We start from the raw sequence: 25,650 nt of genomic DNA, 5'->3' as shown, positions 1-25,650 counted from the left end.
AAGGTAGCCAAGATTTGATTTACTACTGGCTGCCATCATTTTGAACGGTAGTAATTTAATGAACGAACATAACCAACCGGCTGGCTCGTAAAACCATGACTTTTCGTTCAGGCACTAATTATTCAATCCATTAAGCCAACAAAAATACTATAATCATCAAACACCATGAATCTTGCGGTGGCGCATCAGCGGACTTTTTTATTGACCAGACCGGGCAATGTTGGTAATCAGTCTGAGCCTATTTTAATTTATCGAAGCATACAAAAAAGCGTAGCCTTTAAAACTGAGGGGGACCATTATGCTCAAACGAACAACAAAATTTATGCTTGTGTCCTTGTTTCTCCTTACCGGTTTATTTATATATATTGTTTTATCAAGCACTGCTTGGTGCAAGGAATTGAAACTTGCCCATTTTATGCCGCCTTTGCATATACTGCATCGGGAAGTTTTCACCCCTCTGGCCGAGGATCTGGCCAAAGCCACAAATGGAGATCTGACGATCAAGATATATCCATCAGGAGCTTTAGGCAAAGGTCCTGTTCAACAATATAAGCGTGCCGTTGAAGGTGTTGCCGATATCACTTTTTGTATAGAAGCCTACACTACAAGTATTTTCCCACGCTCGTTGTTGGTCACACAGCCCGGTGTCGCTTATACTGCCGAAGAGGGAACCCGTAAACTCTGGAGTATTTATGATACCTATCTGGCAGACGAATACAAGGCTGTCAAAGTTCTGGGTATATGGGTGATGTCTCCTGCCTCTCTTATGACCAGGAAAAAACCGGTACGGTCAGTTGCCGACATTAAGGATATGAAAGTACGAATAAGTTCTCCAATTCTGACTCATCTTATCAGATCGTGGGGCGCGGTACCTGTGGCCATGCCTGTGACGGAAACCTATAATGCACTCAACACCGGAATAGTAGATGCTGTCGTACTTCAACCAAGTTCTCTATACAGACCATGGAACCTGGCCGAACCGGCCAAATATGTGACAGACAATTTTCCCGGTCCAAGTTCGGTGATTCTCCTTGCAATGAACAAAAAAAGCTGGAATGAGCTTTCTCATAGCCAGCAGGTTGCTCTGGATAAACTCACCGGACGTGAATTCAGCATAAAGGCTAGCATAATATGGGGAAGTCTGGATATTAAAGGCCTTGAAAAAGCAAAATCCGATCCGAATATAGAGTACATTAAAATCACTGCATCGCAAAGGGCTGGTTTTACCAATGCGGCCCGTCCTGCAATAAACGAAGAATTGGATACGTTTGAAAAAAAGGGCATCAATGCCAGGGAAATATTTGAAGCCCTCACCAGGTAAGGTATTTAATGGCGGATTTGGGCAAACAAGAGATCCACATGCCGGGCCAGGACAAGCAGCCGTACCATGTGCTTGATTTTGTTGATCGTATGGTCAGGTTTGTTGCACTTTGGGGTGGCGGTCTTATGATTGTGACCCTGATGGGAATAACCGTGATAGATGTCACCCTGCGGTATTTTTTCAGTTCACCCATCTTTGGTGCCAGAGATGTCTCAAAGCTGATTATGCTGGCCATTGTCGCCCTGTCCGTGGCCTACAGTGCCCGGACAGGTGGGCAGGTTTCCATAGAGCTGTTTACCGGTATGATGGGGCCACGCATTGCCAGCTGGACTGAGGTGTTTGTCAGACTTGTCGCCATAGGGATGCTGATTATTCTTGCGTGGCGGCTCTGGTTAAGCGGACTGAACGCCAATGAATTTGGCGAGGCATCCCTGGCACTTGAAATACCCTTTAGACCCTTTTACTCCATTTTATCTTTGGGCATGCTGCTTTATGCGGTGGTATTGATTGCAGAGATTCCTCTGTTTTTGCATGGGCGCACAACCGATATCACCCCCCACTCACCATAACAAAAGGCCAATAGGAAGGAAAGAATTGCACAATCTCCACCCGGTAAACGCTTTCCATTTAGGTTAATCATGTCTCCCACTGTAATTGGAATGATAGGTCTTATTGTATTTTTTGGACTGCTTATACTGCGCATGCCCATCGCAATGTCGATGATGGTTACCGGCTTTGCCGGTATCGCAGCTATTAATGGCCTTCCGGCAGCCTACTCCACCCTTAGCTCTGAAGCCTTTGAAATCTCATCATACCTGGAACTCAGTATCATACCCTTATTCGTGTTTATGGGCAACCTGGCAGGGTTATCAGGAATGAGTCGTGATCTCTATAATGCTGCATACGCCTGGGGTGGACATTGGCGAGGTGGACTGGCTGCGGCCACAATCGCCGGCTGTGCGGGCTTTGCAGCCCTCAGCGGATCATCTTTTGCCTCCGCTGTAACCATGGGACGTGTCGCATTGCCGGAAATGAAACGGTTTAAATACGACAACAGCCTGGCCACCGGATGTGTGGCAGCCGGTGGCACCCTGGGCTATCTTATCCCTCCGTCTTCCGGTTTTGTAATCTATGCCATCCTGACAGAGCAATCAATTGGCAAGCTTTTTATTGCAGGCATATTTCCTGGGTTATTACTGACAGGTCTGTTTTTGCTGGCAATAGCGATTTTAACCCGTATCAAGCCGAAGCTGGGCCCGGCCGGGCCAAGAACTAACTTTGTACAAAAACTGGCAACTTTGCGCAAAGCCAGCACCATTGTCATCATTGTGCTGATTACCATTGGGGGTATTTACGGGGGTATGATGACACCGGTTGAGGCAGCCGGGGTGGGTGCTTTTCTGACTCTTATCGTGGCCCTTATCCGCAGGTCCCTTGACATGCAAAAATTCAAATCGGTTATCCTTCATACACTCCGTACTACTGCACTCACGTTTATGATCCTGATCGGTGCCCATGTATTTATACCATTTATGGCCCTTTCCCAGATTCCCCACAATGTGGTGACTTTTCTAACCGGCCTCGATGTTGGCCCTTCGGGCATACTTATCATTGTGCTTGCAACTTATGTCGCCCTTGGCACTTTCCTCGAAGGGATTGCAATGCTGGTTCTGACTCTACCGGTGGTGTTTCCCGTCATTCTTGAACTTGGATACAGCCCGATCTGGTTTGGGGTTATTGTGGTGATCGTTCTGGAAATGGGACTAATCAGTCCACCGGTAGGGGTGAATGTTTTTGTGGTGAAAGGTGTCGCACCGGATGTACCACTGAACACCATATTCAAGGGTATCTGGCCGTTCTGGCTGGCAATGCTCATATGCCTGGCCATCCTCGTTGTGTTCCCTCAAATAGCCCTTTTTCTGCCCAATACAATGTTTAATTAGATGAGGAAACTGCCTGAGTGCTTGGGTCCGTTAACTATAAAATTCAACAAGATGACTGTAAATGGTTGTGATGATCAGTTTAATGATGCATGCCACTGGAATGGAAATGATCATTCCCAGGATTCCGCCGATCTGAGCCCCTATAATAATAACAACGGTAACTGTTACCGGGTGAAGGTCGGCGATTTTTGCCACCACTAGAGGAATGACAAAAAAATTGTCTATGAGCTGGGCAATGATATAAATAGCGATGACCAGCAAAAACTCAAGGCCGGGCACCGAGTTTACCAGCGCAATCAGCACAGCGGGTATAGCCCCTGCAACCGGCCCTATATAAGGAATTAAATTGGACAGTCCCGCAAAAACGGCCAGGATAACCGCATATGGAAAATCAATAATTGCCAATCCTAGCCAGACACAAAAACCCACTATGCCGGCTTCAAGGAGTCTTGCACGTACAAAATCGCCCAGCTGAACATTTATTTGATGCTGCAGATTCAATGCCAGTTCAAAAAAATTATTGGGAACCAGAGCCAAAAGTTTCTTGGAAACCGCTTGGCCATCAAGCAGCATGAAAAAGGCAAAAAAAGGGGCAAGGATGATTACCACAAATGAAGATGAAATGATATCAGGTAAATTGTCAAATAGTCCTTTAAAAAATATGATTAATGTGTCCCCCAGACTCTTGCTGATATCGATCTTATAAATATTAAACAAAAGAGAATTGAGCTTCTGTTCAGAAATGGCCAGAAGATTTGTGGTACCTTCTATAAACTCTGGAAGTTCATTTTTAAAAGCAGATAGCTGGCCGGCAGTTGCCGGAAGTAAAATATAAAGGCCAAACCCGGAAGCGGCAGTGATTAAAATAAATAAACCAGTCACTCCAAGCCTTCTTGATGCTCCGGCTCTTTCAATCGCATTTACCACAGGTGCAAGCAGGTAATAAATAACAAATCCGAGTACAAATGAAACCAGTATGTTTTCTGTCTTAAAAACAATAACTGTACACAGGGTAAGTATACCGACAACTGCAAAGGATTTGATCAAACGTTCTCTGGTTAAGCTTCTCATATTATTCAGGTGCTGCTTGGTGACTGAAGCAGTGTAAGCTGTTCTTCCAATATCGAGACCCTGTCTGTGGTTTCTTTTAAACGCTTGCTCATCACCTCACCCAATCGAAGGGCAATTTTTACCCCTACACTGGGCCTTCTTTCCAGAATTTCAAGTAAATCAGGCTTAAAAAAGCCGATAAGAGATGTCTCTTCTCCTGCAATCGCTGTTGCGCTGCGCCTCCCGTTCTCTTCCACCAGAGAAAGTTCACCAAAAAAATCACCCGGCACAAGTTTTGTGATGATAATTCCGTTTGGGGTTTTACTTTTATGGGAAATCGTTTCTTCTTTGGTAATATTTATCTGCCCGCTAGCAATAATGTACATGCCGACACCGACTTCACCTTGGTGGAAAACAACTTCACCGGTTCGATACTTGCGAAGGTGAACAATGTGGGTCACAAACTTGAGCTGTTTGGAACTAAGATCGGCGAATAAAATATTCTCTTTTAAAATTGCACTTATCTCTTTTTCTTCGCTGGTTCTTCTAAAATAATTCTTCCATAAAAAATCTGCCATGCTTTCAGCTCCGGTTTTGCATATTAACCCAAGTTTTCCATCTGTTCATTTTTTTCTTAAGTTTCTCATCCCTGAATCCAATCACCTTCAAAACGGTCAGGGGATAATCATCGCATTTTTAAAACAAAAAATTCTTCCTTTATCTGCTAACCGGCATCCTGGGCGACATACCATATAATCAGGCACCAGCAAGATATAACATCTGGTATTGAACAGGGTATCCAGCATCATAGCTCTATGTATTGATTGGTGCCGTGGTTAACAAGCGCCGGCAGTATTTTTTACGGTAAATAGTTATGGTTATTCCTTACCGTCTATGGCCTAGAACAAACTAGAGGGTGCGAAAGTGGTACGCCGTAAATTTGATTTTTTGCCGAACCGTCTAAATTGGAGTTTTTACTAAACCATCAATATGTGACTAATAGGCCCTGCGCTTTAATCGTACCATATCAACGATTTGAATTTTGTTTTCCTGGTTGGTGATCAATCCTTTATCCCGAAGGATTTTAAGCTCCTTGTTAATACTTTCCCTGGTTGAACCTATCATATCTCCAAGCTCTTTCTGCGTCAGGTTTAAATCAATATTAATTCTGTCACCATCTTTTCGGCCATAAGCTTTGGCAAGATCCAGAAGTTTCTTTGCCAGCCTGGCGGAAACACTTAAAAAACAGGTGCCTTCGAGAAAATCATCCGTATTGCGCAGCCGTTTTGTTAGCTGCGACAGTATCGATTTCATGGCATTAATATTGGAGTGCAAAAATAAGAGAAACTCGTTTCTGCTGAGCATATAAATTTTTGAGGATTCCATTGCCAGAGCGTCTGCCGATCTGGGTTGTCCGTCAAATAGCGCCATTTCACCAAAAAAATCTCCATCGGAAAAAATGGTGACGATGACCTCATCCCCCAATCTTGATGGAAGCACAATTTTAATGGTCCCTTGTTTGATTATATACAGAGACGAACCTTCGTCCCCTTTTTGGAAAAGCGTCTGTCCTTTTTTTAAAGACCGCAGGCGAACACATTCCGATAAACTTTTAAGATCTGAATCGCTCAAGGCGTTAAATAAAGGTATTTTGTTAAGCAGTTGTTGCGGACTGGATGTGGACATGCTGTATTGACTCCAACTCATTCAATTCATTCAATTGAACTGTTGCATTTATAGTTTATCATATATCACATTGCGCGTTAAATTGCACGACCTTATTGTCCTGATTATTTTTTACCACCAGGTTTTCACCGAACGCCAAGCATATTTAATATTATTATTTAGTTACCTCAGCAACTATAGAGCATAACCGGCAAGTTTGACTTTTACCAATTAATGAAGATGACAAAATAAAATGCCCGTGTCGGTTACTACCGGCAAGGGCATTTTATGAGGTACAGATGGAGTAAGATGGAACTTAGGGCTGGTGTTAGTTTATATGAGCAACATTCATGCCACAACAGCTATTTTATCACCTTTAGGCGATAAAAATATTATTTAATATATATTCAACAGGATAGCAATGTTTTAAGGAAATCTGCCGCCAAACAAGTGTCGCTGATCATGCCGCAGAATCCGTACTGAATGCAACAATTATATAGCAGTGCAAAAGATACATTTCAGATGACTGTTTAACTTTACAACGATTTGTATCCCTCAGCATCATGCGGTTGTTAATTTGTTTGAAAGAAGTTGTCGCTAACTAAAACCGGTAAGTTGTGTGGTCGGGTGAACATGCTCCTGAGTTCTAGCTTATTTAAACTCTCATGAAATTGCTGGAAGCTAAAATAATAGTTGCTATTTTGTTTCTGTTTGATATTTTTAATTTTTCTTTCTATCAAAGCTTAGCTCAACTTGAATAGATGCAGCAGGAGGTAATGGATAAATGATATTCAGAAAATTGATTTCAGCAATCTTCTTGCCCGGCTTACTCGTTTTTTTTATTTTTGCAGGTTTGGCTGTGGCTTCCAACCCAGACACTGTTCCAGCCCATGCTTCACAAAAAATTGCTTCAGCCCACTATGACGAGCATGCTGAGTCGAAACCAGAAAAACCAGAAGTTGCGCCACATACAAAAACACATGCGGCCGCAGATGCAGGCCATGGCCATCCAAATTTAGGAGAAGTTTTGCCGCTATGGAGCTGCATTCCATTTGCCTGCATGCTGCTTTCCATTGCCCTTTTTCCACTTGTCGCTCCGAATTTCTGGCACCATCATTTCGGCAAAATTTCCGCTTTTTGGGCGGCATCTTTGGGAATACCTTTCTTATTTGTTTTTAAAGGGACCGCTTTGCATGAAATTCTTCATATTATCCTGGCCGATTATGTTCCCTTCATCATACTGCTTTGGGCCCTCTATACCGTTTCGGGAGGGATACTGCTCCGTGGCTCCTTACGGGGTACACCCGTAGTAAACACAGTCATTTTAATCATCGGAACCATACTGGCTTCATGGATGGGCACCACGGGAGCTGCCATGCTTTTGATACGTCCTTTTTTAAGGGCGAATGATTACAGGAAAAACAGAACCTTCATGGTGGTTTTTTTCATCTTTCTGGTGGCAAATGTCGGTGGCTCTTTGACTCCCCTTGGTGATCCACCGCTCTTTCTTGGGTTTCTGCACGGGGTGACCTTTTTCTGGACTTTTAACATAATGCCTCATATGATGTTGACTGTCGGGATCCTGCTGGTCATTTACTTTTTCCTCGATTCATACCATTACAAAAAAGAAGGGACGACTCTCCCTGAAAATGAGGCCAAAGAGCCACTGAAATTGGAAGGAATACATAATTTTCTGTTTCTTGCAGGTGTGGTCGGATCGGTGCTAATGAGCGGAATGGTAAACTGGGGTGAAGTCAACACATTCGGAATTCACCGGGCAGTCCAGGATTGGGTTCGGGACGGCCTTCTCATTGTAATGGGCATTCTTTCACTGGCGACCACTTCCAAAGTACTGCGTGAAGATAATGATTTTACCTGGTTTCCGATTGTTGAAGTTGCTTATCTGTTTATCGGCATTTTCCTTACCATGATTCCGTGTCTACTTATACTTAAGGCTGGAACCAAAGGCGAACTGGCTTTTTTGATTAATGCCGTAAAGGAACCCTTTCATTACTTCTGGATTACAGGTGCGCTTTCATCTTTTCTGGATAATGCACCGACTTACCTTACATTTTTTAACACCGCCATAGGCAGCTTTTATTCCGGGATGACGGAAGCCCAGGCCGTACCGCTTCTTATGACAAAAAGCGCTGTCTATCTCAAAGCGGTCTCCGCCGGTGCGGTTTTCTTTGGCGCATGCAGTTATATTGGCAATGCGCCTAACTTTATGGTACGATCCATTTCCGAGGAGGCAGGCACGCCTATGCCAAGCTTTTTCGGTTACATAGTGAAATATTCCCTGGTGTTTTTAATCCCGACTTTTATTGTTGTCACGCTTATTTTCTTTTAGGGAAACGCATGGATAAAATAATAAAAGATTCAAACATGGCCATTATTGGAGGAGGGATGGTTTGCAAGTCAATCCTCCAGCTTTTATACAGTAAAAACCTCCAGAGTCAGCGGCCTAACATTCTGGGTGTCGTTGATATAGATGGAAATGCGGAATGTTTGAAATTTGCTAAAGAAAAGGGGATATACACCACCAGCGACTATAAAGACCTGTTCAAGCTTAAAGAACTGGATTTGATTTTGGAACTGACCAAGGATGAAAATCTTCGGCAAACGATTAAAAGGACCAAGCCTAACGGTGTGACATTGATCGATCATTTCGACGCCGTGCAGGTATGGAATTTTTTCCAGCTGGAAAAAGAAAAAACAAAATTTTTAAAAAAACTGTATGGCAGCCGAAATGATTTTGAAAAAATAATCGAAGTATTCGAGCAATTTTCAGACCACTTTGAAAAAATTATCACCGAAAGAAGTAATTATTCCAAAAGGATAAGAAAAGAACTGGTCGAAAGTGAACAAACCATGTCCCAGATCGTACAGGGAAGTACCATACCGACGTTTGTAATCAACAAAGATCATATTATCACCCATTGGAATAAGGCCTGCGAGAAACTCACCGGATTTCCTGCCGATGAAATGGTGGGAACAAACAAACAATGGGCACCTTTTAGATCCGGAGAACGACCGACCATGGCCGATGTGATACTGGATGAAATGAACGTGGAGGACATAAAAAGATATTACGGCGCCAAATGGCGCAGATCGGATTTACTCGAAGGGGCATACGAAGCCGAAGAATTTTTCCCCAACCTTGGAGAAAACGGAAAGTGGCTTTTTTTTACTGCGGCTCCCATAAAAGGGCCTGCCGGAGAGATGATTGGAGCGATTGAGACTCTGTGGGATAAAACCGAGGAAAAAAGGTCGGCACATATCCACGAGCGTCATAACCGGGAACTTTCCGCCCTTTGTTCTATTTATACCGCATTAAATTCTTCTCTGAGCATGGAGGAAAGGCTGAGCGAGATTTTTTATGAGATCGTCGATTATTTATTGGTTGGTGGCGTCTCCATGTTTCTAATGAAACCGGATGGAAATATTTCCCTTAAATATTCTTTCGGAATCGGCAAAGATCTTGTTGTGGATAACAGAAAATACAGCATGATTCATAAAGTATTTAAGGAGGGAAAACCAGCAGTATTTGAAGATGTTACCGAAAGTGCCAAAGGAGAAATCGGACTTTTTGCCAAACAAGGAATAGGATCTTTGGTCTATATTCCCATCCGGGCAAAAGAAAAAACCGCCTATGGTGTTTTGCGTGTGGTCAGCCAGCGCCCAAGAAGGTTCGACCCTGAGGAAAGAGATATTTTAGAACTCATTGGAAACAGGATAGGAGCCGCCGTTGAAAATTCCATGCTTAATGATCAGTGCAGGAGATCGGAGGAAAAGTATAGATCTCTGTTTAACAATGACCCCCATCCTATTTTTATCCTGGACATGAAAACATTTGAAATTCTGAATGTCAATAAAAGAGCCGAAGAAGGATACGGTTACTCAAGAGATGAATTTTTAGGGATGAATTTTTTAGATCTGGGAAATGGAACGAGTAAAGAAATACCCAACGCTATAGCAAAATTACCCAAAGACAAATCAAAACTTTTTTTAAAAAAACAGCATTTTAAAAAAGGAAGTGTCCCATTTTTTGTCAATATAAATATTTGTTATGCGGAATATGGAGATGCGTACGTTCTTTTAGCCACCACCACCGATATTAGCGAAAGCATTGAAAAAGAAGCCCAGTTGATACAGGCCGGCAAAATGACCACGCTGGGAACAATGGCCGCAGGCATGGCCCATGAAATCAATCAACCGCTGAACGTCATCCAGGTCTGTGCCGATTTCTTTTTGAAAATGATAAACAAAGGAATGCCCATCAACAATGAAGATTTAGCATCCATGGCCAATGATATCAGTAAAAATGTACAGCGGGCTTCTGGAATTATAAAACATATGAGAGATTTTGCCAGACAGTCTGAAGTTATCAAAACAAAGATAAATATAAACGATCCCATTCAAGATGTGTTTAAAGTACTGGGCCATCAATTAAAAGTCCATCAGATCAAGCTGAATCTTGATCTTGATCCGGAACTTCCCTGTATTATGGCCGATCATAACCGCCTGGAGCAGGTCTTCATCAACCTGGTGACCAATGCAGTGGATGCCATGGACAAAAAAGGCGAAGAACTGGGCGACATGGACTGGGAAAGGCTGCTGAAAATAAAATCGTTTGCTGAAAACGGTCAGGCTGTTATCACTGTGACTGATACCGGCACCGGTATTCCCCAAGAGATAATAGATAAGATATTCGAGCCATTCTTCACCACTAAAGAAGTGGGCAAGGGGACAGGATTGGGGATCAGTATCAGTTACGGAATTATAAAAGACTATAACGGTACCATTGAAATAAAGAGTGAAGTCAATAAAGGAACCACCTTCGAAATAAGATTTCCGGTCGCTGAATAATGCAAAAAATTTCACCCCCCAAAATTTTACTAATAGACGATGAAGAAGACATTCTCAGAGTCCTTTCCATGTCCCTGAGAAGCGATGGATATGATGTGGTGAGCGCCCTGAGTGGAAAAGAGGGCCTGGAGGTGTTTAAACAGGAATCTCCCGACATCATCCTTACCGATATAAAGATGCCCGGTATGGATGGCATAGCGGTTTTAAAAAAAGTTAAGGAGATGAATCCTGAAACAGAGGTGATCATGATCACCGGTCACGGGGATATCGACACAGCCATAGAAGCTCTTCAATACGGGGCTTCTGATTTTATAAACAAACCGGTCAGAGATGAAGCGCTTTCCATCGCCCTTGACAGAGCAAAAGAAAAAATTGATATCAGGCTGAAACTAAAAGAATATACCGATGACTTGGAAAATATGGTCAAAATTGCCACCGAGGAGGTAAAAAGAAAATCCAATTTCCAAACCAAGCTCATAAAAAGCTCAAACGACGGAATTGTGGCTACGGATGACGATTGGAAAATAGTCGTTTTTAATCCAGAGGCGGAAAGAATTTTTGGCTATTCCAAAGCTGAAGTGATTGGAAAGATGAAGGTGGTCGATCTGTATCCGCCGGAAATCGTCGGCGCCTTCAAAAACGAGGCGGAAAATAAACAAAACAATAAAGAGTGGCCCTGGAGAGAAATCACAGTTTTATCAAAAAACAAGCAAAACATTCCGGTCAGATTTACCGGAACGGTTTTGTATGAAGAAGGGATGGCCATGGGAAGCGTTGCTTTTTTCCAGGACCTCAGGGAAATAAAGCGGCTTGAAAAGGAATTGATCAATTCCGAAAGACTGGCTGCTGTTGGCCAGACCGTGGCCGGGCTGGCCCATTATATTAAAAACATACTCATCGGACTGAAAGGGGGCAGGTATATCGTTGATGTTGCACTTGACAAAAATGATACCGATAAGTTAAAAAATGGATGGCAGGCCATAAAGAGAAATATCGGGCGGATATCCGATCTGGTTTTGGATTTGCTTACCTATTCCAAAGAAAGAGAACCGGAATATGAAAACTGCCTGCCCAACGAAATCGTCAATGATGTCTGCGAACTTGTTGAAGCAAACGCAAGAGAACATCATATCGAAATTATAAAAGATTTTGACCTTTCCATCCATGAAGTATTAATGGACCCCAGGTCTATTCATCGTTCGTTATTGAATCTGGTTTCAAATGCCATTGATGCCTGCACTGCTGATGAGTACACCAGCAAGAAATGGCAGATTCATGTAAGAACAGCCCTTGAAAAAAGCAATATTATCCGATTTGAGGTAAAAGATAATGGGTCCGGCATGAGCGATGAGGTCAGGGCAAACCTGTTTGAATCCTTTTTCAGTACCAAAAAAGGCAAGGGGACCGGCCTCGGTTTACTCGTAACCAGAAAACTTATAGAAGAGCATCAAGGAAAGATAGATCTAACATCAAAGCTGGGAGAAGGAACAACTTTTACTATTTGGTTGCCATATAAAGAAGCAGGTAAAGGATAATGCGTTTGACATATATTGATGTCCTGTCATGCATTAACTGACGCATCTGGCTTCTCTTTTTTTCCTGTCCGAAGCGTTGTGTCTTCAGTCATCTATCGGAGCGCTGCACTTTCGGGTATATGCCCTGCGGAAAGAAAAAAACGGCCAATCTTTTGCCAATTGATACATGACAGGACACCGGGGAGGTTTCATTATGGGCAAAAAGGTACTTTCTGTGGACGACGATCCTGATATAAGATTATTTGTCACCACAGTTCTGGAGGAAAACGGCTATACGCCTTTAACCGCAACAAACGGAGAAGAGGGTCTTGAAACAATAAAAAAAGAAAGGCCGGACCTGGTCACGCTCGATGTTTTGATGCCAAGACAAAGCGGAATTAAGATGTATCGAGAGCTAAAGACAGACGACTCGTTGAAAAATATTCCCGTTATCATACTATCCGGTATCGCCAGGCGGACATTTCTCCGCTCCCAGGAGGCTTTGACTGAATTCGGCAGTGAAAATGTACCGGAGCCTGAAGCCTATCTGGAAAAGCCGGTCGAACCGGAAGAACTGGCTGAAATGATAAAAAAAATAATCGGCTGATTCCCTGCTTTAAAAACAGAAACAAGGTTGGAATTAAAACACGTTGCAATAATCAAATAAAACCAGAGATAACTTATGAAAATTAAAAAGCTTTTGTTTGCCACCCAACTTGAGGAATTGTGGTTCGATGCCTTGCAGTCCTTAATGGACCTGAGAAAGGCGGATTTAAATCATGTCGTGTTTCTTAATGTAATAGAAAGAGACAAAGTGGCCATGCGCAGAGGGACCGGATATCAAAAGGGAGAAGAGATTAAGTTAAGAGAAATGGTCAATGTACGCTTTATTGACTGGGCGGAAACTCTGTTTGAACAGGGCATGGAAGTGGGTGCCTATATTGTGGTAGGAAATCTTGTCCAGCAGATTATCCAGGCGGTTCAGAAAGAAGAAGTCGATCTTGTTGTCATGGGTCACCGTAAAAAAACAAAGCTAGAAATACTTTTTTCAGGTTCGGATATCGCGGAACTGATTCGAAGAACTTCAGCTCCCGTATTGCTTTATAAATACATGCTGGATTCCTCAGATAAAATCAGGGCACCGTTTAAAACACCCCTATTGGCCACCGACTGGTCTGCTGCAAGTCATAAGGCGGCAGAATATCTACTGGGGTTAAAAAACGTCATCAAAACCATCAGAATCATTCACGTCGCCGAAGATAAACAATTAAACGGACTTACCGCAATGGAAGTGCAAAGATTCAGAAAGGAAAACGGAAAAAAGCTAGAAGAAGTATGCGAAATGTTTGAGTCTCAAGGTATAAAAGCCAAATCTCATTTTTATATAGGGGATACGGCTGATGAGATAGAAAAAGCAGCGCAAGAGTTCAGGGCAAGCATGATTGTCATGGGTGCAACCGGAAAAGGAGCATTAAGAGAGAGGTGGCTGGGAAGTGTTCCCATGGAGCTTGCTGAAAAGTCTGCTTTTCCCACCTTGCTTGTCCCTTCAAAAGTGTCAGGGAATTAAACCAAAAAGGATGTTTTTTCGTTTATGGAAGCAAGGAAATTACTTTACGCCACCGATCTAAAAGATCAGTCCCTTTCTGTTAACATGCTGAAAGAAACCCTGCCTGTAGGTGAGCTCGATTTTGAATCAATTGCTTTTCTGCAAACCGTTCCTTTTGATTCCTGTACAAAAGGATTATCCGACTTAAATATCAAGTCAAAAATCATATTGGATGATCAATTATTGCCCCATAGGATTTTAAATGCTGCTAAAAACGAAGGGGCGTCGCTTATCGTTGTTAATCTTCAAAAGAAGGAAGTAAAGACATCCCGAAATTCGATTATCAAGCAGTTAATAAAAGATTCCTCTGTTCCACTCATTTTTATCAACCATGCCAACCATAAAACTAAAACGGATAAAAGAGGAATGTTTGCCCACATTGTCTTTGCCACCGACTGGTCACCCAAGTCTGAAAAAGCGCTTGCTTTTCTGCTTGGTTTTAAAAAAATGGTTGGTGAAATGGAAATTGTGAATGTAATTAAAGGAAAACTGACCATAAAAGAAATGCGAGAACTTAAAACCCGGCTTGCCGACACCCGAAAAATATGCCTTGATAATGAAATCGATGCAGAATCGCACATTTATGCCGGTAATACCTCAGAAGAAATTCAAACGGCAGCCAAAGATTATAAAGGCACCATGATTATCATCGGAGGAGAATCAAGGAAAAAAGGATTACGTAGCTTATTCAATAAAAGTTCTGCGGGGAAAGTTGCTTGTGAAGCTGAATTACCGGTCCTGGTTGTTCCTTGACCATACAACTGTCTCTAGATCTTTAACTGGAAACGAGAAAAGGATTTAAACTGTGGAAGTCACCCTTCTAATAGAGGCCATGGATACTTCATTTCGTCTTATGGAGGATGCCAGAAGTCAGGCTGTAGACTTGTTAAATACTGCAGTCAAACTCACATCCGAAACACGGACGATGGAAGAAAAAAATATTCAGGCCATTCTTACCGGTGCCCAGGAAGAAAAATCCGGCTTCCAGAATCTGGTGGTCACTTTTTTAATGCTTTTTGGTTTCTGGGTACTTTTATCAGGAAAGTACGATTTGTTCCATCTTACCCTCGGAGTTATCTGCTCATTGTTCATTGCCTACCTGACCCACGATTTGCTTTTTGCCAATGTTAGGGTTGGAGATGCTCGGATCGTTGCCCGGAGGTTTTTCGCCTATATACCCTGGCTGCTTTACCAGATCATCACCTCAAATATTTATGTGGCCTCTGTGGCTTTAGGACCAAAACAACGGGTGACTCCACAAATAATAAGGTTTAAAACAAAACTGGAAAGCGATATTTCATGGGTCACACTGGCAAATTCCATCACCCTTACCCCTGGGACAATCACCATGGACATAAAAGACGGAGAGTTCTTTGTTCATGCGCTGGACAAAAAAGTGGCTGATGATTTGCATGCCGGCGAAATGGAGGACAGAATCGCCCACGTCTTTATGGAGGCAGATCATATCTATGTTCAAGATGCACTTGATGTGGCCCCGATATTTGGAGAGTTGAAGAGAGGTCTATAAAAAGGAAACGACTATGTTACAAAGAAGTGATGATATTATTATAAAGACCCTGGCGCGCATTCTGGTGCCCTTTATTCAGCTGTATGCCCTTTATGTGATTATGCACGGGCATCACAGCCCTGGTGGAGGATTTCAGGGAGGTGTTATCCTGGCAGCCAGTTTAATACTGCTTATGATTACTCACGGTGTAAAGAAGACACAAAAAAGGATATCCGATAAAGCGGTTGCTGTGTTTTCCAGTTCAGGGGTTTTTATATACGCAGGAATCGGGGTTTTGTGCCTGGTTCTGGCCGGAAATTATCTTGATTACAGCAAGCTGGCCAAACTTCTCCCCGCAGATCCAGCCCATGCGCGATCCCTTGGAATACTTGGTGTTGAAATCGGCGTAGGGTTGGCTGTCATGGCGGTGATGTTTTCTATCTTTTTTGATATTTCCAAGGGAGAAGCCCCACCAAAAGATGAAGATAAATAGCCTTTCAACCACCTTTATCAATTGGCATAGTGCGCCATTTTTAACATGATTATTTGGTTATCGCGCAAATGTTTCGGGTGACGAGTTACGGGTTTAAAATCGAGAATTGTTACCACTAATTATCCGAAACGCACAGAAATATGGTATAGCACAAAAAAAAGCTGTTGCTAATTACAACTGGCAAATTGCATTGTAAAGATAAATAACTTTCAACCTTGAGGTCTTTTTAATGAACGAATTTTTACTTAGTGTCGGTATGGGATTATGTATACTTGTTTTTCTTATTCTCTACCGTGTTGTGTTTGGTCCTGGAGTATTTAACCGGATAGCGGCACTTTCGGCCATAGGTACAAAGACGCTGATCATACTATTGATCATTGGATTCCTTTATAACCGCGTGGATATGTTTATTGATATCAGCATGGTTTATGCCCTCCTTAACTTAATCGGCACACTGGCTGCATCTAAATATCTGGAAACCGTAGGAGAAAACTGATGAGCGTAATAGATGTATTATTTGTATTTTTTATGGCAGGCGGCCTGTTTTTCTTTACCACTGCAACCATAGGGCTGTTACGCTTTCCTGATTTTTTTTCCCGTTTGCATGCCACCGGCAAGGGAGATACTCTGGGTGTATTTTTATCCCTTATTGGCTTGGGGATTTACGAAGGTTTTTCATTGACCAGCCTAAAGATTGTCTTTATTGCCGTATTTATGTTTCTAGCGCAACCGACCGCAACCCATGCCATTTCCCGGGCGGGATTTAGAAGCGGCCTTAAGCCATGGTTGAAAAAGGAGAAGGAAAGTTGATTATACCGTTTGATATGATATTGCTTTTTTTCGTATTGATATGTGCCATTGCCGCCATCACTGTAAAAGATCTGTTAAGCGCGGTGATGATCCTGGGAGCGTACAGTTTCTTTATGTGTTTGATATGGGCGCTAATGGGTGCCGTTGACGTTGCCTTTACCGAAGCCTCTGTGAGCGCCGGGGTAGGAACCATTCTCATGGTCGCCGCTATAAGCAAAACCACCAGGAGGTCCAAAGATTGAAAATATTGAATTTACTTGTGGTGATTATTACCGGAATGGTGCTTGCCTATGGAACGATGGATATGCCTGACTGGGGAAATCCTGAATCTCCGGCAAATAGCCATGTGTCTCCGAATTATATTTCTGATGCTGTTGAAAAAACGGCGACTCCCAATATCGTCACCGCAGTTCTTGCGGACTACAGGGGCTATGATACACTCGGCGAAACCACGGTTATTTTTTCTGCCGGCATGGCATGTATTTTACTGCTAAGAAGAAAACGCAAAGGGTAAGGACCAATCATGCTTGACCTTATTATTGGTAAATACAACTACTGGATTTACATTGTGCTGATGATGATCGGCTTTTATGCGATGATAGGTAAAAAAAACCTGGTGAAGAAAATCATCGGCATGAATATCTTTCAAACAGCGATCATCCTTTTTTATGTTTCCACCGCATACAAGAAAGGAGGCGCAACCCTTCCCATTATTGAACATGCTCACGGAAACGGTGAACATGTCAGTCACGCCATCGAGGCTTCTGCCTACCTTAATCCCCTGCCTCACGTGCTTATGCTTACGGCAATTGTGGTGATGGTTGCCACTCTTGGTGTGGCGCTGGCGATCGTTATTAAAATATACCGAAGATATAATACTCTGGAAGAAGATGAAATTTTAAAGGCCATAAAATGACGGATCAGCTCCCTGTTCTTATTATTATCATACCTTTGCTGGCTGCGATTATTACGCCCCTGCTTGGATGGTGGAGAGAAAACCTCTGCTACCCATGGGTGATCTTGTCTCTTGCCCTGTGTATGGTTTGCTCAATTTTTGTGTTGGACAGCGTAATTGATACAGGCGCCGTTCACTATTATATGGGAAGCTGGCTGCCGCCATGGGGAATAGAGTATGTGATCGACCACCTTAACGCCCTGATGCTGATCATTATATCAGCGACCGCCCTTATTGTGGCTGTATATTCCAAAAGAAATATCGTTCAGGAGATAGACGGCAGCATTGTCTATTTCTATACCGTATTTTTGCTTCAGGTCACCGGATTTTTAGGGATAGTCATCACCGGTGATATGTTTAACCTTTATGTGTTTTTAGAAATTACATCACTCACCGGTTATGCACTCATCGCAGCAGGCGAGGATGGAGCGCCATTGGCCAGTTTTAGATACATTATCATGGGAACCGTCGGGGCATGCTTTTACCTGCTGGGCGTGGGCTACCTCTATATTGCAACAGGATCACTTAATATTGCCGACCTTGCCCGGCTTTTGCCCGATCTCTATGGGTCGAAGGTTATCCTGGTGGCCTTTGCCTTTTTCTTTGTCGGAATAGCCATAAAGATGGCTCTTTTCCCGCTGCATACCTGGCTGCCCGACGCATATACCAAGGCGCCATCTGCGGCAAGCGCTCTCATTGCCCCTTTGATGACCAAGGTCTCCGTTTATGTCATGCTGAGAATCATGTATACTGTGTTTAAACCCTCGCTGTCTATGGACACGCTTCCGGTCACCGACATCATGATTTGGCTGGGGATTGCAGCGATTGTGGCTGGAGCGGTAATGGCGCTTGCCCAAACTGATTTCAAGCGAATGTGTTGTTACATTGTGGTGGCGGAAATCGGATACATGGTGGGTGGCACTGGCCTTGCCAATGCAATGGCTGTTAAAGGAGTCATTCTTCATATTTTAAATGACGCCATCATGACCCTGGGGATGTTTGTCATAGCCGGAATTTTTTACTACCAAACCCAAGGCCATACTCTCACCGATTTTAAAGACCTTTTTAAAAAGATGCCTTATACCATGGCTGCCTTTGTCGTTACCGCCCTTTCGATCATCGGTGTTCCGCCGACCTGTGGGTTTTTCAGCAAATGGTATCTTATCCAGGGGGCAATCATTGCCCATTGCTGGGCCTTTGTCGCCGCTCTTCTCTTATCGAGCCTGATCAATATTATTTTATTTTTCCGAATTTTCGAGATCGGCTATGGGTTCTCTGAAACTCACGGGCATGAGCATGACGTATTAATCAGCGAAGCCCCCATGAGCATGCTGATTCCCACCATCATAACCGCTGTGGGTATCATCCTCATCGGAATTTACAACCAGCCGATTATAAACCATGTCATCCAGTTTGCCGTTCCAAAGCTGTGATTGTTTTTATCGTAGCTGTCAAAAAACCGTTCCGTTTTAGAATTAACTTTAAATGAGTTTAATATGCTGTACAATTATGATGTTTTCTGCCAGTGGCAGTAGAACCTGAAAAGGCTTCCACTGAGCCCGCCTGGCAAATCAGCGGGTTTTTATTTGAAGGAATCCCATTTCGGGTTCCTTTTTATTTTTTTAAGGGCAGAAAAAGAGTCCTGTTTTGTTTCTCGTTTAATCGGGATAATGCTGCGTTGGTCAAAAAAGCTTGATTTGTTTGCGCATTATATCAGAAAAATATAAAAAATCAAATTGTTAAGCAAAAGGGTGGTTGATAAGGAAAGGCTATTCGGCATAAATTTATTCTTCAGGAACCGATAGCATACGACAGATTTTTTTGGCTAACTTATTGGGGATTTCAACATGTCGTGGAACGGCCTCAGTGTGGCCTGTTTGTGGATTGCACCAAAGTGAATGGGAGCGACCTTCTCTCTTGAGATAACATCCGTGCAAACGCAGATGTTTAAGAAGTGCCTGGCGTTTCATTAAACGGTGACCACCTCCCTCATTGCATCGTCTGGAATACCTCTTAATGAGTCTTCTTTTCGATCTTCGAGAATGAGTTTTATCGCATCCGACAGGCTTTGCAGGCATTTTTCCTTGGTGCGACCTTGACCATTTGCGCCTGGAATTTCCGGGCAATAAGCGATAAACCAGTCATCCTCTTTTTCAACAATGGCAGAAAATTCGTTGGGCATGATTTAGCTCCTTTCTCTTTCACTCAATTATGTTAAACATATCCAAATGAGTATAAAAAGTCAATATTGAGCGCTATAAAAGCAAATTTGTAAAGCGGATAATTGATGGCTAAAGCGCGGATGAAGCTATTTTCTTTCTGCTACTATAAATTTACAAGTTGCAAGATCGGATGAAAGTGTTATATGCATTCCCTGTTTAATAGCATTTTTATTGCTTTTTCATGTTGTTGGGTAAACCTTAAAAAAATATGGTCGAGCTGATTTATGCATAATGGAAGACAAAAAGTCTAAAACAGAACATCGGGTGATTTACCCGGTCATCCTCTCCGTCCCGGCTAGCTATAAGGAGCTCACGCGCAGGGAAAGGGTGAAATATCTGAGCCGGCATGCCAGGCGGGCGCTTAAAATCTCTGCCGAAAAAAGCGGTATTCAACTTGGCGAACTCCTCAAGGAAAATAACGGCTCTCCTATGCCATCTGAGGGAAATTACTGGTCGGTAACACATAAGCCGGACTATGTGGGGGGAGTGATTGATTCACAACGAATTGGAATCGATATTGAAAAAATCAGGCCATGTTCTCCAGCGCTTTTTAAAAAAATTGCTGATGACCGGGAATGGGCACTTTCCCACGCCGATCCGCTACCGCTTTTTTTCAGATACTGGACGGCAAAGGAGGCGGTGTTGAAGGCAGGGGGAAAAGGCCTCACGGATCTTTCACACTGTCGCATTGTCCAGATCATAGACGACCATCACCTGGCCATAAAATACAAAAGTAAAAAATGGTTTGTCGAACAATTCTTTTTCAGCGGACATATGGCCTCAGTGATACAAACAGCTCCCTGCATTAAGTGGATAATTTTATAGGCTTGATTCTTTTGACTTTTTGTTTGTGATAGGCTATGGTAGCAGGTAAAATATTTGAGTGGTAATCATGGAGGATGAATATGGAGGTCCTGGGTATTGATATTGGATTCGGTTTTACCAAAGCGACCGACGGCAACGAGACCCTGATTTTTAAATCCCTTTTTGGGGATGCCACGGATTTGCAATTCTGGGTTGATTTCGGTGAGACTTCTTTTTCCAACTATTTCAACGTGACCATAGATGGCAGGTCATATTTTATTGGGGATCTTGCTGAACAGCAGTCCAACGTGATCAGCTTTACTCTGGACCAGGAAAAGCTGATATCTGAATTTGTTAAAGTTCTTTCGCTGACGGTTGCCGGCGTTTTTTTAAAAGACAGTTCTTCTTCTATTAATGTCCCCATCAACGTGGTGTCAGGGCTTCCCATAGGATATTTTAAGCACAACCACAAACGGTTCAATGAAATCCTTACGGGGCATCACAAGATATCATACCTCCAGCCCGATGGCAGCAAGATTGTCAAAGAAATCTACATCAATAAAGTTCGAATGCTTCCGCAGCCCCTGGGAACAATTATAAACCACCTGATGGATGACCGGGGTAAAATCGTCAATAAGGATCTGGCCAAACAGAAAGTGGGTGTGATCGATATCGGGTTCAGAACCACCGATTTTACCATAATGGACCGTCTGAGGTATATTGATCGTAGCAGCAGAACCATGGATACCGGAATTTCAAAAGCGTTTGGCGTAATCTCCAATAAACTACGGGAAAAATGCGGAGTCAGCGTTGAACTGTACCGCTTATACCGGGCGGCAGAACAGGGAGCCATTAAAATGAAGGGGCATGGACTCGATTTCTCCAAAATAAGGGATCAGGTTTACGCTCAACTGGCCGGGACCATAGCCAATGACATCGATCGGGTATGGGCAGGTGATTGGGACATTGATACGATTATCTTAACCGGAGGCGGTTGTATGGAACTGGCGAAGTACCTCCAGCCGCTGATTGCAGGGAATGTCCTGCCCACCGACATCAACGTGGATGCCCGTTTGAACAATGTCCAGGGATATCTTAAATACGGCAAATATATATGGGGAGAATCGGTCCAGGAACCACCACAGCCTCAACCCCCTCAGGAAGTAGAACTGGCGGAAGACCTGGTGGAAGACCCGCTGGAAGACACGATAGATGAATCAGTGGAGGAATCGATATCGGAAGCTTTAGAGGAAATAGATGAGCCCATAGATAATATCGATGATTTTGTTGAAGACGAATTTCCCGAAGATTAGCTAAGACCGAAGGATTTTATGGTTACTGTAAGGGGCCGTCCAAACAGGAAATCAAGAATTTCGCAATCCATGCCCCCTTTTTTTACCACCAGATGGCGGATTTGAGTATCATACCGAATCATTTCAAGAATCTCTTTTTGCATCGCATCTTTGTTATTGCCCTGTTTTTGCAGCATCCTTTTAATTTTTTCATATGAACAGCGGGACTGGTGATCTTTGACAAGCTCCCATAGTCCTTCAATGTCAGAAAGCAAATCTTTTCGAGTCAGCCGGTCTTTTGCATAGATGGCTTCAATTTCCCTTGTATCCCAGCATTTCATGGCTTTGCATTCAACCGGTCGGTTTTGGTAAATGTTGCACTTGTTTTCGCTTTCATTATAAAATATACAGGTGCTGGAGTCATTTTTCCCTTTTATTTTTATCAGTTCTGAAGATAGCGGTAACAGCTCTTGTCTGACATTGTCATATGCCGGTTCGCCTTTTCTGATGGTAAAAAGGTATTTGGATAAAATGATGCCTTTGTCGATTAAGGTTTTGTCTTCCAAATGAAAAGAAGGGCCCCCTTTTTTGCAGCAGGTTCCGCAGCGAATACATTCAGTAATATGGACATTCTGTTTGCTATCAATCGGTTTTAAGTCAGTCATCTTTTTATTGCGAAAAGGGGTTTGGTTTGATAGTTGTAGGACATTATTAATGTAAAACGACTCACTACGGTAATTATATCACATGCTTGGTAAAATCAATACCGCATTTGTTTGTGCAATCATTTTCATTTTATTGATCACCGCTAGCTGCCCCAGGGATAAATTTGAGGAAGCAGTTGTTGAAAAGAAAATTTCCAAAGAGATTCAGGTGGTTGGATACGGTTACGCCAAGATTCCCGAAAACGCCAGCCCCAACTCAAAAATTCTTGCACGACGCAGGGCAGCCGGATTGGCCGCAAACAGTTTGGTTGATCAAATATCCGGGGTTGAATTTGTGCTTAAAAAGGTAAAAGGCACATTTGTTGATTTTAACACACTGAAAACCTCTTCTCAAGGGGTGTTAAAAAATACAACAACCGAATTCTATGACCTGGGCAATCACAGAATTCTTGCCAAGCAAACATGTCTGACCAAGATCATTATTTCCCGATCAGATCATGCTGTATTTTATGAAACTTCATTTCGTACAGGCAATCTTAAAAAAGCTCTAATCAGTGAATACCGAAATGCAGTCATGCGGACGGCTCTAAATAAACACAGAAACAAAGAAAAAATGACCGGAAAAATTTTTCTCTCTGATATGCGCATTTCTGATTATAAAGAAAAAAGTGATATTAAAGTAAAAATAAAAATATTTGTGGTGGTTAACTAAAACTTGTTAAAGGAGTATTTTAATGTTTTTGCCCCTCATTGAAAAAAGAAGAAGTATTAGACGATATTTGCCATATTCCGTTGAAAAAGAGAAAATTGCTGTTTTGATTGAAGCCGCTCTACGAGCTCCTTCCTCAAGGGGGTTTAATCCCTGGGAATTTATCTTTGTTACCCAAAGAGATTTGCTGAAAACGCTTTCATTAACCAAGGAACATGGATCTTCCTTTTTAAGACATGCGACTTTAGGAATTGTGGTGTGCGCGGATGCGGCAAAGTCTGATGTATGGGTGGAAGATGCTTCTATTGCATCCATATTTATCCAGCTGGCTGCTGAATCAATCGGACTCGGAAGTTGCTGGATTCAGATCCGAGAAAGGATGCATGACCAAGAAAAAACAGCCCAGGAATATATCTCTGAAATTTTAAATATCCCTGCGGAACTAAAAGTCGAATCCATTATTGCCGTCGGACATCCGGAAAAAAGAAAGGCCCCCCATGCAAAGGAAGATCTGCAGTACGATAAAATTTATTTAAATTCCTACGGGAAGTTATATCGAGGCAGCTGACAAATTTCAGAGCAGCGAGGCCGTTATTTTTTAGCTTAGAAAAACCATGTCCTTTGGGCGTGGCTGCTTTACTATTTTCTTTTGCCTTGATGGCTTATGCCTTTTACCCCTTTACTCCATTCGTGTTGTTCATTTAAGAACTCGGCATAGATTTCAACAGGATGTTTCACCGCTATCGGATCCCCCGATTTTGACAATATATCGGATAGTTGAATCATGCACGCCGGGCAGCCGGTGGCCACCATGGAGCAGCCGGAACGTTTGATGTTTTCCAGTTTCATCTTTCCTATGTCAGCTGAAATATCATAATATTGAAGGTTAAAGCTTCCCCCCATACCACAGCAGGCATCGGCGTCGGGCATTTCCCGTAAAAGATACCCGGGGTTGGCTTGAATCAATGCCCTGGGCTCCTCTGACACCCCCAATGATTTCTTTAAATGGCATGGATCATGATAGGTAACTGTATTAATGGATTCTAGATGATTGCTGCCGGCTTTAAGGCCAACTTTTGACACCAAAAACTGGCTGATATCCATGGTTTTTTCTGCAATTTTATCAACCTTGATTTTTATTTCTTTGGATTCGCGTTGAAGCATCAGGGGCCATATTTTTTTAATGGTTGAGGTGCAGGTGGCACATGAGGTGATAAGGTAGTCAAAATCCGTCTTATTGAATTGCTCCAGGTTGTGGCGAACCAACCGATTGAATGTGGTGGCGTCACCTGCGGAGATGGCCGGAATCCCACAACACCCCTGGTCTTCAGGCAAAAAGACTCCGACACCATGATGGCTTAACACATCTAAAGTGGCCCTGGCGATATGGGGATAAATTTTATCAATTAAACATCCGACAAAAATAGCCACCTTTATTCCGCAAGGGCCGGGGCTGGTATTTAATGACGGCATGTGACGGTGAAAGGGTTCGGGCGCAAGGGATACGATATGGCGCTCTGAAAGCCGGAAAGGTAGGAATCGCGCACATGAGGTTTTCAATGTATCATTAACCGGCCTGAAAAACAATTTTTGAAGTTTTGCGCCCCAATGAACAAGACGGTCAAATATCCGGGGGTGAGACAGGATTTTCTGTAAAATAATTTTCTTTGTCCATGACAATCCGATATAAGTGTTTAATATTACACGGGCTTTGATGAATATGTCCAGTACTTTCACGCCGCTGGGGCAGGCGGCCGCACAGGAACCGCACAGAAGACACCGGTCCAACCGGTCGTAAACACCATGAGGATTTTTAAACATTTCCTGCAACAGCCCATCTAACAGGGCAAGCTTGCCACGAGCCACATCTGCCTCCTGCCCGGTCTGAGCGAAAAGAGGGCAAACAGACTGGCAGGTGCCGCACCTCATGCAAAGAGCAAGCTGGTCTTTGAGTTCTTTCATAAGGATCGCAAGCTCTCTCATATCCGGCATCATCTTCTCCTTCATCCATTGATAGAAAACATAATCGGGTATTCATCCGGCCCATGAAAAATATTTTCCTTGGGCCCGCCACTCAGCCATCCGGGTGCTGGATGACTTGGCATATAGTTAGTGTCTGAACGACAATTGAAAACTGTTTGAATTTACGATGTAAAATCGCATAGAAGTAAAACGAAGATTTTCCAGAAAATGCATAATTTACTTGCATTGGCAACTCGTTAAAG

28 protein-coding genes are annotated in these 25,650 nt (G+C 43.0%); 21 read left to right on the top strand and 7 right to left on the bottom strand.

The window, feature by feature from the left end; translation table 11 throughout:
* The first annotated feature begins 298 nt into the window (after positions 1 to 298).
* The 3 genes from SWH54_06115 to SWH54_06105 all read left to right on the top strand — a co-directional run bounded on the left by SWH54_06115 (position 299) and on the right by SWH54_06105 (position 3,264).
* Positions 299 to 1,321 carry a TRAP transporter substrate-binding protein gene (locus tag SWH54_06115; GenBank protein ID MDY6790828.1) on the top strand — a complete coding sequence of 341 codons (1,023 nt, stop codon included), beginning with the start codon at positions 299 to 301 and terminating at the stop codon, positions 1,319 to 1,321.
* Positions 1,322 to 1,329: 8 nt separating this feature from the next.
* Positions 1,330 to 1,890, top strand: a complete 561-nt coding sequence (locus SWH54_06110) for a TRAP transporter small permease (GenBank protein ID MDY6790827.1) — start codon at positions 1,330 to 1,332, stop codon at positions 1,888 to 1,890.
* A gap of 69 nt (positions 1,891 to 1,959) precedes the next feature.
* Positions 1,960 to 3,264 (top strand): TRAP transporter large permease, encoded by a 1,305-nt coding sequence (locus SWH54_06105; protein MDY6790826.1) that lies wholly within the window; start codon positions 1,960 to 1,962, stop codon positions 3,262 to 3,264.
* 30 nt (positions 3,265 to 3,294) lie between these two features.
* On the opposite strand, the gene SWH54_06100 is transcribed toward SWH54_06105, so the two are convergent.
* From SWH54_06100 to SWH54_06090, 3 genes are all read right to left on the bottom strand, one after another.
* On the bottom strand, positions 3,295 to 4,335 hold the full coding sequence (locus tag SWH54_06100) for an AI-2E family transporter (GenBank protein ID MDY6790825.1): 1,041 nt from the start codon (positions 4,333 to 4,335) through the stop codon (positions 3,295 to 3,297).
* Between the two features lie 5 nt (positions 4,336 to 4,340).
* Entirely contained in the window at positions 4,341 to 4,892 is a 552-nt protein-coding gene (locus SWH54_06095) for a cyclic nucleotide-binding domain-containing protein (GenBank protein ID MDY6790824.1), read from the bottom strand.
* Between the two features lie 418 nt (positions 4,893 to 5,310).
* A complete protein-coding gene (locus SWH54_06090; GenBank protein ID MDY6790823.1) occupies positions 5,311 to 6,000 on the bottom strand; it encodes a Crp/Fnr family transcriptional regulator in 690 nt (229 codons plus the stop codon).
* Between the two features lie 763 nt (positions 6,001 to 6,763).
* On the opposite strand from SWH54_06090, the gene SWH54_06085 reads away from it, so the two are divergent.
* The 14 genes from SWH54_06085 to SWH54_06020 all read left to right on the top strand — a co-directional run bounded on the left by SWH54_06085 (position 6,764) and on the right by SWH54_06020 (position 19,166).
* A complete protein-coding gene (locus SWH54_06085; GenBank protein MDY6790822.1) occupies positions 6,764 to 8,329 on the top strand; it encodes a sodium:proton antiporter in 1,566 nt (521 codons plus the stop codon).
* Positions 8,330 to 8,337: 8 nt separating this feature from the next.
* Positions 8,338 to 10,848, top strand: a complete 2,511-nt coding sequence (locus tag SWH54_06080) for an ATP-binding protein (GenBank protein ID MDY6790821.1) — start codon at positions 8,338 to 8,340, stop codon at positions 10,846 to 10,848.
* A complete protein-coding gene (locus SWH54_06075) occupies positions 10,848 to 12,383 on the top strand; it encodes a response regulator (protein MDY6790820.1) in 1,536 nt (511 codons plus the stop codon). Before SWH54_06080 ends, SWH54_06075 begins: the two co-directional genes overlap by 1 nt.
* Before the next feature lie 193 nt (positions 12,384 to 12,576).
* On the top strand, positions 12,577 to 12,969 hold the full coding sequence (locus SWH54_06070; GenBank protein MDY6790819.1) for a response regulator: 393 nt from the start codon (positions 12,577 to 12,579) through the stop codon (positions 12,967 to 12,969).
* A 75-nt stretch (positions 12,970 to 13,044) separates the two neighbouring features.
* Complete coding sequence (locus SWH54_06065; protein MDY6790818.1) at positions 13,045 to 13,929, top strand: universal stress protein; 885 nt, start codon at positions 13,045 to 13,047, stop codon at positions 13,927 to 13,929.
* Between the two features lie 24 nt (positions 13,930 to 13,953).
* A complete protein-coding gene (locus tag SWH54_06060; GenBank protein ID MDY6790817.1) occupies positions 13,954 to 14,721 on the top strand; it encodes a universal stress protein in 768 nt (255 codons plus the stop codon).
* 52 nt (positions 14,722 to 14,773) lie between these two features.
* Positions 14,774 to 15,496 (top strand): Na+/H+ antiporter subunit E, encoded by a 723-nt coding sequence (locus SWH54_06055; protein ID MDY6790816.1) that lies wholly within the window; start codon positions 14,774 to 14,776, stop codon positions 15,494 to 15,496.
* Positions 15,497 to 15,509: 13 nt separating this feature from the next.
* Positions 15,510 to 15,968, top strand: a complete 459-nt coding sequence (locus SWH54_06050) for a Na(+)/H(+) antiporter subunit B (protein MDY6790815.1) — start codon at positions 15,510 to 15,512, stop codon at positions 15,966 to 15,968.
* Between the two features lie 229 nt (positions 15,969 to 16,197).
* Positions 16,198 to 16,464 carry a monovalent cation/H+ antiporter complex subunit F gene (locus SWH54_06045; GenBank protein MDY6790814.1) on the top strand — a complete coding sequence of 89 codons (267 nt, stop codon included), beginning with the start codon at positions 16,198 to 16,200 and terminating at the stop codon, positions 16,462 to 16,464.
* On the top strand, positions 16,464 to 16,778 hold the full coding sequence (gene mnhG, locus SWH54_06040) for a monovalent cation/H(+) antiporter subunit G (GenBank protein ID MDY6790813.1): 315 nt from the start codon (positions 16,464 to 16,466) through the stop codon (positions 16,776 to 16,778). Before SWH54_06045 ends, mnhG begins: the two co-directional genes overlap by 1 nt.
* Complete coding sequence (locus tag SWH54_06035; GenBank protein ID MDY6790812.1) at positions 16,775 to 17,020, top strand: hydrogenase subunit MbhD domain-containing protein; 246 nt, start codon at positions 16,775 to 16,777, stop codon at positions 17,018 to 17,020. Before mnhG ends, SWH54_06035 begins: the two co-directional genes overlap by 4 nt.
* Entirely contained in the window at positions 17,017 to 17,292 is a 276-nt protein-coding gene (gene mbhE / locus SWH54_06030) for a hydrogen gas-evolving membrane-bound hydrogenase subunit E (protein MDY6790811.1), read from the top strand. The genes SWH54_06035 and mbhE overlap by 4 nt, the downstream gene beginning before the upstream one ends.
* Positions 17,293 to 17,301: 9 nt before the next feature.
* On the top strand, positions 17,302 to 17,694 hold the full coding sequence (locus SWH54_06025) for a cation:proton antiporter subunit C (GenBank protein MDY6790810.1): 393 nt from the start codon (positions 17,302 to 17,304) through the stop codon (positions 17,692 to 17,694).
* Positions 17,691 to 19,166 carry a monovalent cation/H+ antiporter subunit D family protein gene (locus tag SWH54_06020; protein MDY6790809.1) on the top strand — a complete coding sequence of 492 codons (1,476 nt, stop codon included), beginning with the start codon at positions 17,691 to 17,693 and terminating at the stop codon, positions 19,164 to 19,166. The genes SWH54_06025 and SWH54_06020 overlap by 4 nt, the downstream gene beginning before the upstream one ends.
* A gap of 351 nt (positions 19,167 to 19,517) precedes the next feature.
* Here the strand turns inward: SWH54_06020 and SWH54_06015 are convergent, their stop codons facing one another.
* Together SWH54_06015 and SWH54_06010 are read right to left on the bottom strand one after the other, a co-directional pair.
* Positions 19,518 to 19,703: a type II toxin-antitoxin system HicA family toxin gene (locus tag SWH54_06015; protein MDY6790808.1), complete on the bottom strand. Its 186-nt coding sequence runs from the start codon at positions 19,701 to 19,703 to the stop codon at positions 19,518 to 19,520.
* Positions 19,703 to 19,915 (bottom strand): type II toxin-antitoxin system HicB family antitoxin, encoded by a 213-nt coding sequence (locus SWH54_06010; protein ID MDY6790807.1) that lies wholly within the window; start codon positions 19,913 to 19,915, stop codon positions 19,703 to 19,705. The genes SWH54_06015 and SWH54_06010 overlap by 1 nt, the downstream gene beginning before the upstream one ends.
* A 271-nt stretch (positions 19,916 to 20,186) precedes the next feature.
* Here SWH54_06010 and SWH54_06005 point away from each other — a divergent pair, with 271 nt between their 5' ends.
* Positions 20,187 to 20,780, top strand: a complete 594-nt coding sequence (locus SWH54_06005; protein ID MDY6790806.1) for a 4'-phosphopantetheinyl transferase superfamily protein — start codon at positions 20,187 to 20,189, stop codon at positions 20,778 to 20,780.
* Positions 20,781 to 20,860: 80 nt separating this feature from the next.
* Positions 20,861 to 22,072, top strand: coding sequence for a hypothetical protein (locus SWH54_06000; protein ID MDY6790805.1), 1,212 nt, complete (start codon positions 20,861 to 20,863; stop codon positions 22,070 to 22,072).
* Here SWH54_06000 and SWH54_05995 read toward each other — a convergent pair.
* Complete coding sequence (locus SWH54_05995) at positions 22,069 to 22,716, bottom strand: YkgJ family cysteine cluster protein (GenBank protein ID MDY6790804.1); 648 nt, start codon at positions 22,714 to 22,716, stop codon at positions 22,069 to 22,071. The two genes, SWH54_06000 and SWH54_05995, sit on opposite strands and share 4 nt — an antisense overlap.
* A gap of 82 nt (positions 22,717 to 22,798) precedes the next feature.
* Here SWH54_05995 and SWH54_05990 point away from each other — a divergent pair, with 82 nt between their 5' ends.
* Together SWH54_05990 and SWH54_05985 are read left to right on the top strand one after the other, a co-directional pair.
* Positions 22,799 to 23,428: a hypothetical protein gene (locus SWH54_05990; protein ID MDY6790803.1), complete on the top strand. Its 630-nt coding sequence runs from the start codon at positions 22,799 to 22,801 to the stop codon at positions 23,426 to 23,428.
* A gap of 22 nt (positions 23,429 to 23,450) precedes the next feature.
* Positions 23,451 to 23,993, top strand: a complete 543-nt coding sequence (locus SWH54_05985; protein ID MDY6790802.1) for a nitroreductase family protein — start codon at positions 23,451 to 23,453, stop codon at positions 23,991 to 23,993.
* A 71-nt stretch (positions 23,994 to 24,064) separates the two neighbouring features.
* Here SWH54_05985 and SWH54_05980 read toward each other — a convergent pair whose 3' ends face one another.
* A complete protein-coding gene (locus SWH54_05980; GenBank protein MDY6790801.1) occupies positions 24,065 to 25,417 on the bottom strand; it encodes a (Fe-S)-binding protein in 1,353 nt (450 codons plus the stop codon).
* Positions 25,418 to 25,650 lie beyond the last annotated feature (233 nt).

The organism is Thermodesulfobacteriota bacterium, assembly GCA_034189135.1.
Classification (GTDB): domain Bacteria; phylum Desulfobacterota; class Desulfobacteria; order Desulfobacterales; family JAUWMJ01; genus JAUWMJ01.
This window is presented reverse-complemented; position numbering and strand designations above follow the sequence as displayed.

What these genes read in the sequence shown, in the direction of transcription:
- SWH54_06095 (MDY6790824.1), bottom strand. Translation starts at nt 4,892, where the DNA reads ATGGCAGATTTTTTATGGAAGAATTATTTTAGAAGAACCAGCGAAGAA.
- SWH54_05990 (MDY6790803.1), top strand. Translation starts at nt 22,799, where the DNA reads ATGCTTGGTAAAATCAATACCGCATTTGTTTGTGCAATCATTTTCATT.
- SWH54_05980 (MDY6790801.1), bottom strand. Translation starts at nt 25,417, where the DNA reads ATGCCGGATATGAGAGAGCTTGCGATCCTTATGAAAGAACTCAAAGAC.
- SWH54_05995 (MDY6790804.1), bottom strand. Translation starts at nt 22,716, where the DNA reads ATGACTGACTTAAAACCGATTGATAGCAAACAGAATGTCCATATTACT.
- SWH54_06060 (MDY6790817.1), top strand. Translation starts at nt 13,954, where the DNA reads ATGGAAGCAAGGAAATTACTTTACGCCACCGATCTAAAAGATCAGTCC.
- SWH54_06000 (MDY6790805.1), top strand. Translation starts at nt 20,861, where the DNA reads ATGGAGGTCCTGGGTATTGATATTGGATTCGGTTTTACCAAAGCGACC.
- SWH54_06025 (MDY6790810.1), top strand. Translation starts at nt 17,302, where the DNA reads ATGCTTGACCTTATTATTGGTAAATACAACTACTGGATTTACATTGTG.
- SWH54_06080 (MDY6790821.1), top strand. Translation starts at nt 8,338, where the DNA reads ATGGATAAAATAATAAAAGATTCAAACATGGCCATTATTGGAGGAGGG.
- SWH54_06045 (MDY6790814.1), top strand. Translation starts at nt 16,198, where the DNA reads ATGAACGAATTTTTACTTAGTGTCGGTATGGGATTATGTATACTTGTT.
- SWH54_06100 (MDY6790825.1), bottom strand. Translation starts at nt 4,335, where the DNA reads ATGAGAAGCTTAACCAGAGAACGTTTGATCAAATCCTTTGCAGTTGTC.
- SWH54_06020 (MDY6790809.1), top strand. Translation starts at nt 17,691, where the DNA reads ATGACGGATCAGCTCCCTGTTCTTATTATTATCATACCTTTGCTGGCT.
- SWH54_06085 (MDY6790822.1), top strand. Translation starts at nt 6,764, where the DNA reads ATGATATTCAGAAAATTGATTTCAGCAATCTTCTTGCCCGGCTTACTC.
- SWH54_06070 (MDY6790819.1), top strand. Translation starts at nt 12,577, where the DNA reads ATGGGCAAAAAGGTACTTTCTGTGGACGACGATCCTGATATAAGATTA.
- SWH54_06005 (MDY6790806.1), top strand. Translation starts at nt 20,187, where the DNA reads ATGGAAGACAAAAAGTCTAAAACAGAACATCGGGTGATTTACCCGGTC.
- SWH54_06115 (MDY6790828.1), top strand. Translation starts at nt 299, where the DNA reads ATGCTCAAACGAACAACAAAATTTATGCTTGTGTCCTTGTTTCTCCTT.
- mnhG (MDY6790813.1), top strand. Translation starts at nt 16,464, where the DNA reads ATGAGCGTAATAGATGTATTATTTGTATTTTTTATGGCAGGCGGCCTG.
- SWH54_06015 (MDY6790808.1), bottom strand. Translation starts at nt 19,703, where the DNA reads ATGAAACGCCAGGCACTTCTTAAACATCTGCGTTTGCACGGATGTTAT.
- SWH54_06075 (MDY6790820.1), top strand. Translation starts at nt 10,848, where the DNA reads ATGCAAAAAATTTCACCCCCCAAAATTTTACTAATAGACGATGAAGAA.
- SWH54_05985 (MDY6790802.1), top strand. Translation starts at nt 23,451, where the DNA reads ATGTTTTTGCCCCTCATTGAAAAAAGAAGAAGTATTAGACGATATTTG.
- SWH54_06065 (MDY6790818.1), top strand. Translation starts at nt 13,045, where the DNA reads ATGAAAATTAAAAAGCTTTTGTTTGCCACCCAACTTGAGGAATTGTGG.
- SWH54_06090 (MDY6790823.1), bottom strand. Translation starts at nt 6,000, where the DNA reads ATGTCCACATCCAGTCCGCAACAACTGCTTAACAAAATACCTTTATTT.
- SWH54_06050 (MDY6790815.1), top strand. Translation starts at nt 15,510, where the DNA reads ATGTTACAAAGAAGTGATGATATTATTATAAAGACCCTGGCGCGCATT.
- SWH54_06010 (MDY6790807.1), bottom strand. Translation starts at nt 19,915, where the DNA reads ATGCCCAACGAATTTTCTGCCATTGTTGAAAAAGAGGATGACTGGTTT.
- SWH54_06110 (MDY6790827.1), top strand. Translation starts at nt 1,330, where the DNA reads ATGGCGGATTTGGGCAAACAAGAGATCCACATGCCGGGCCAGGACAAG.
- SWH54_06105 (MDY6790826.1), top strand. Translation starts at nt 1,960, where the DNA reads ATGTCTCCCACTGTAATTGGAATGATAGGTCTTATTGTATTTTTTGGA.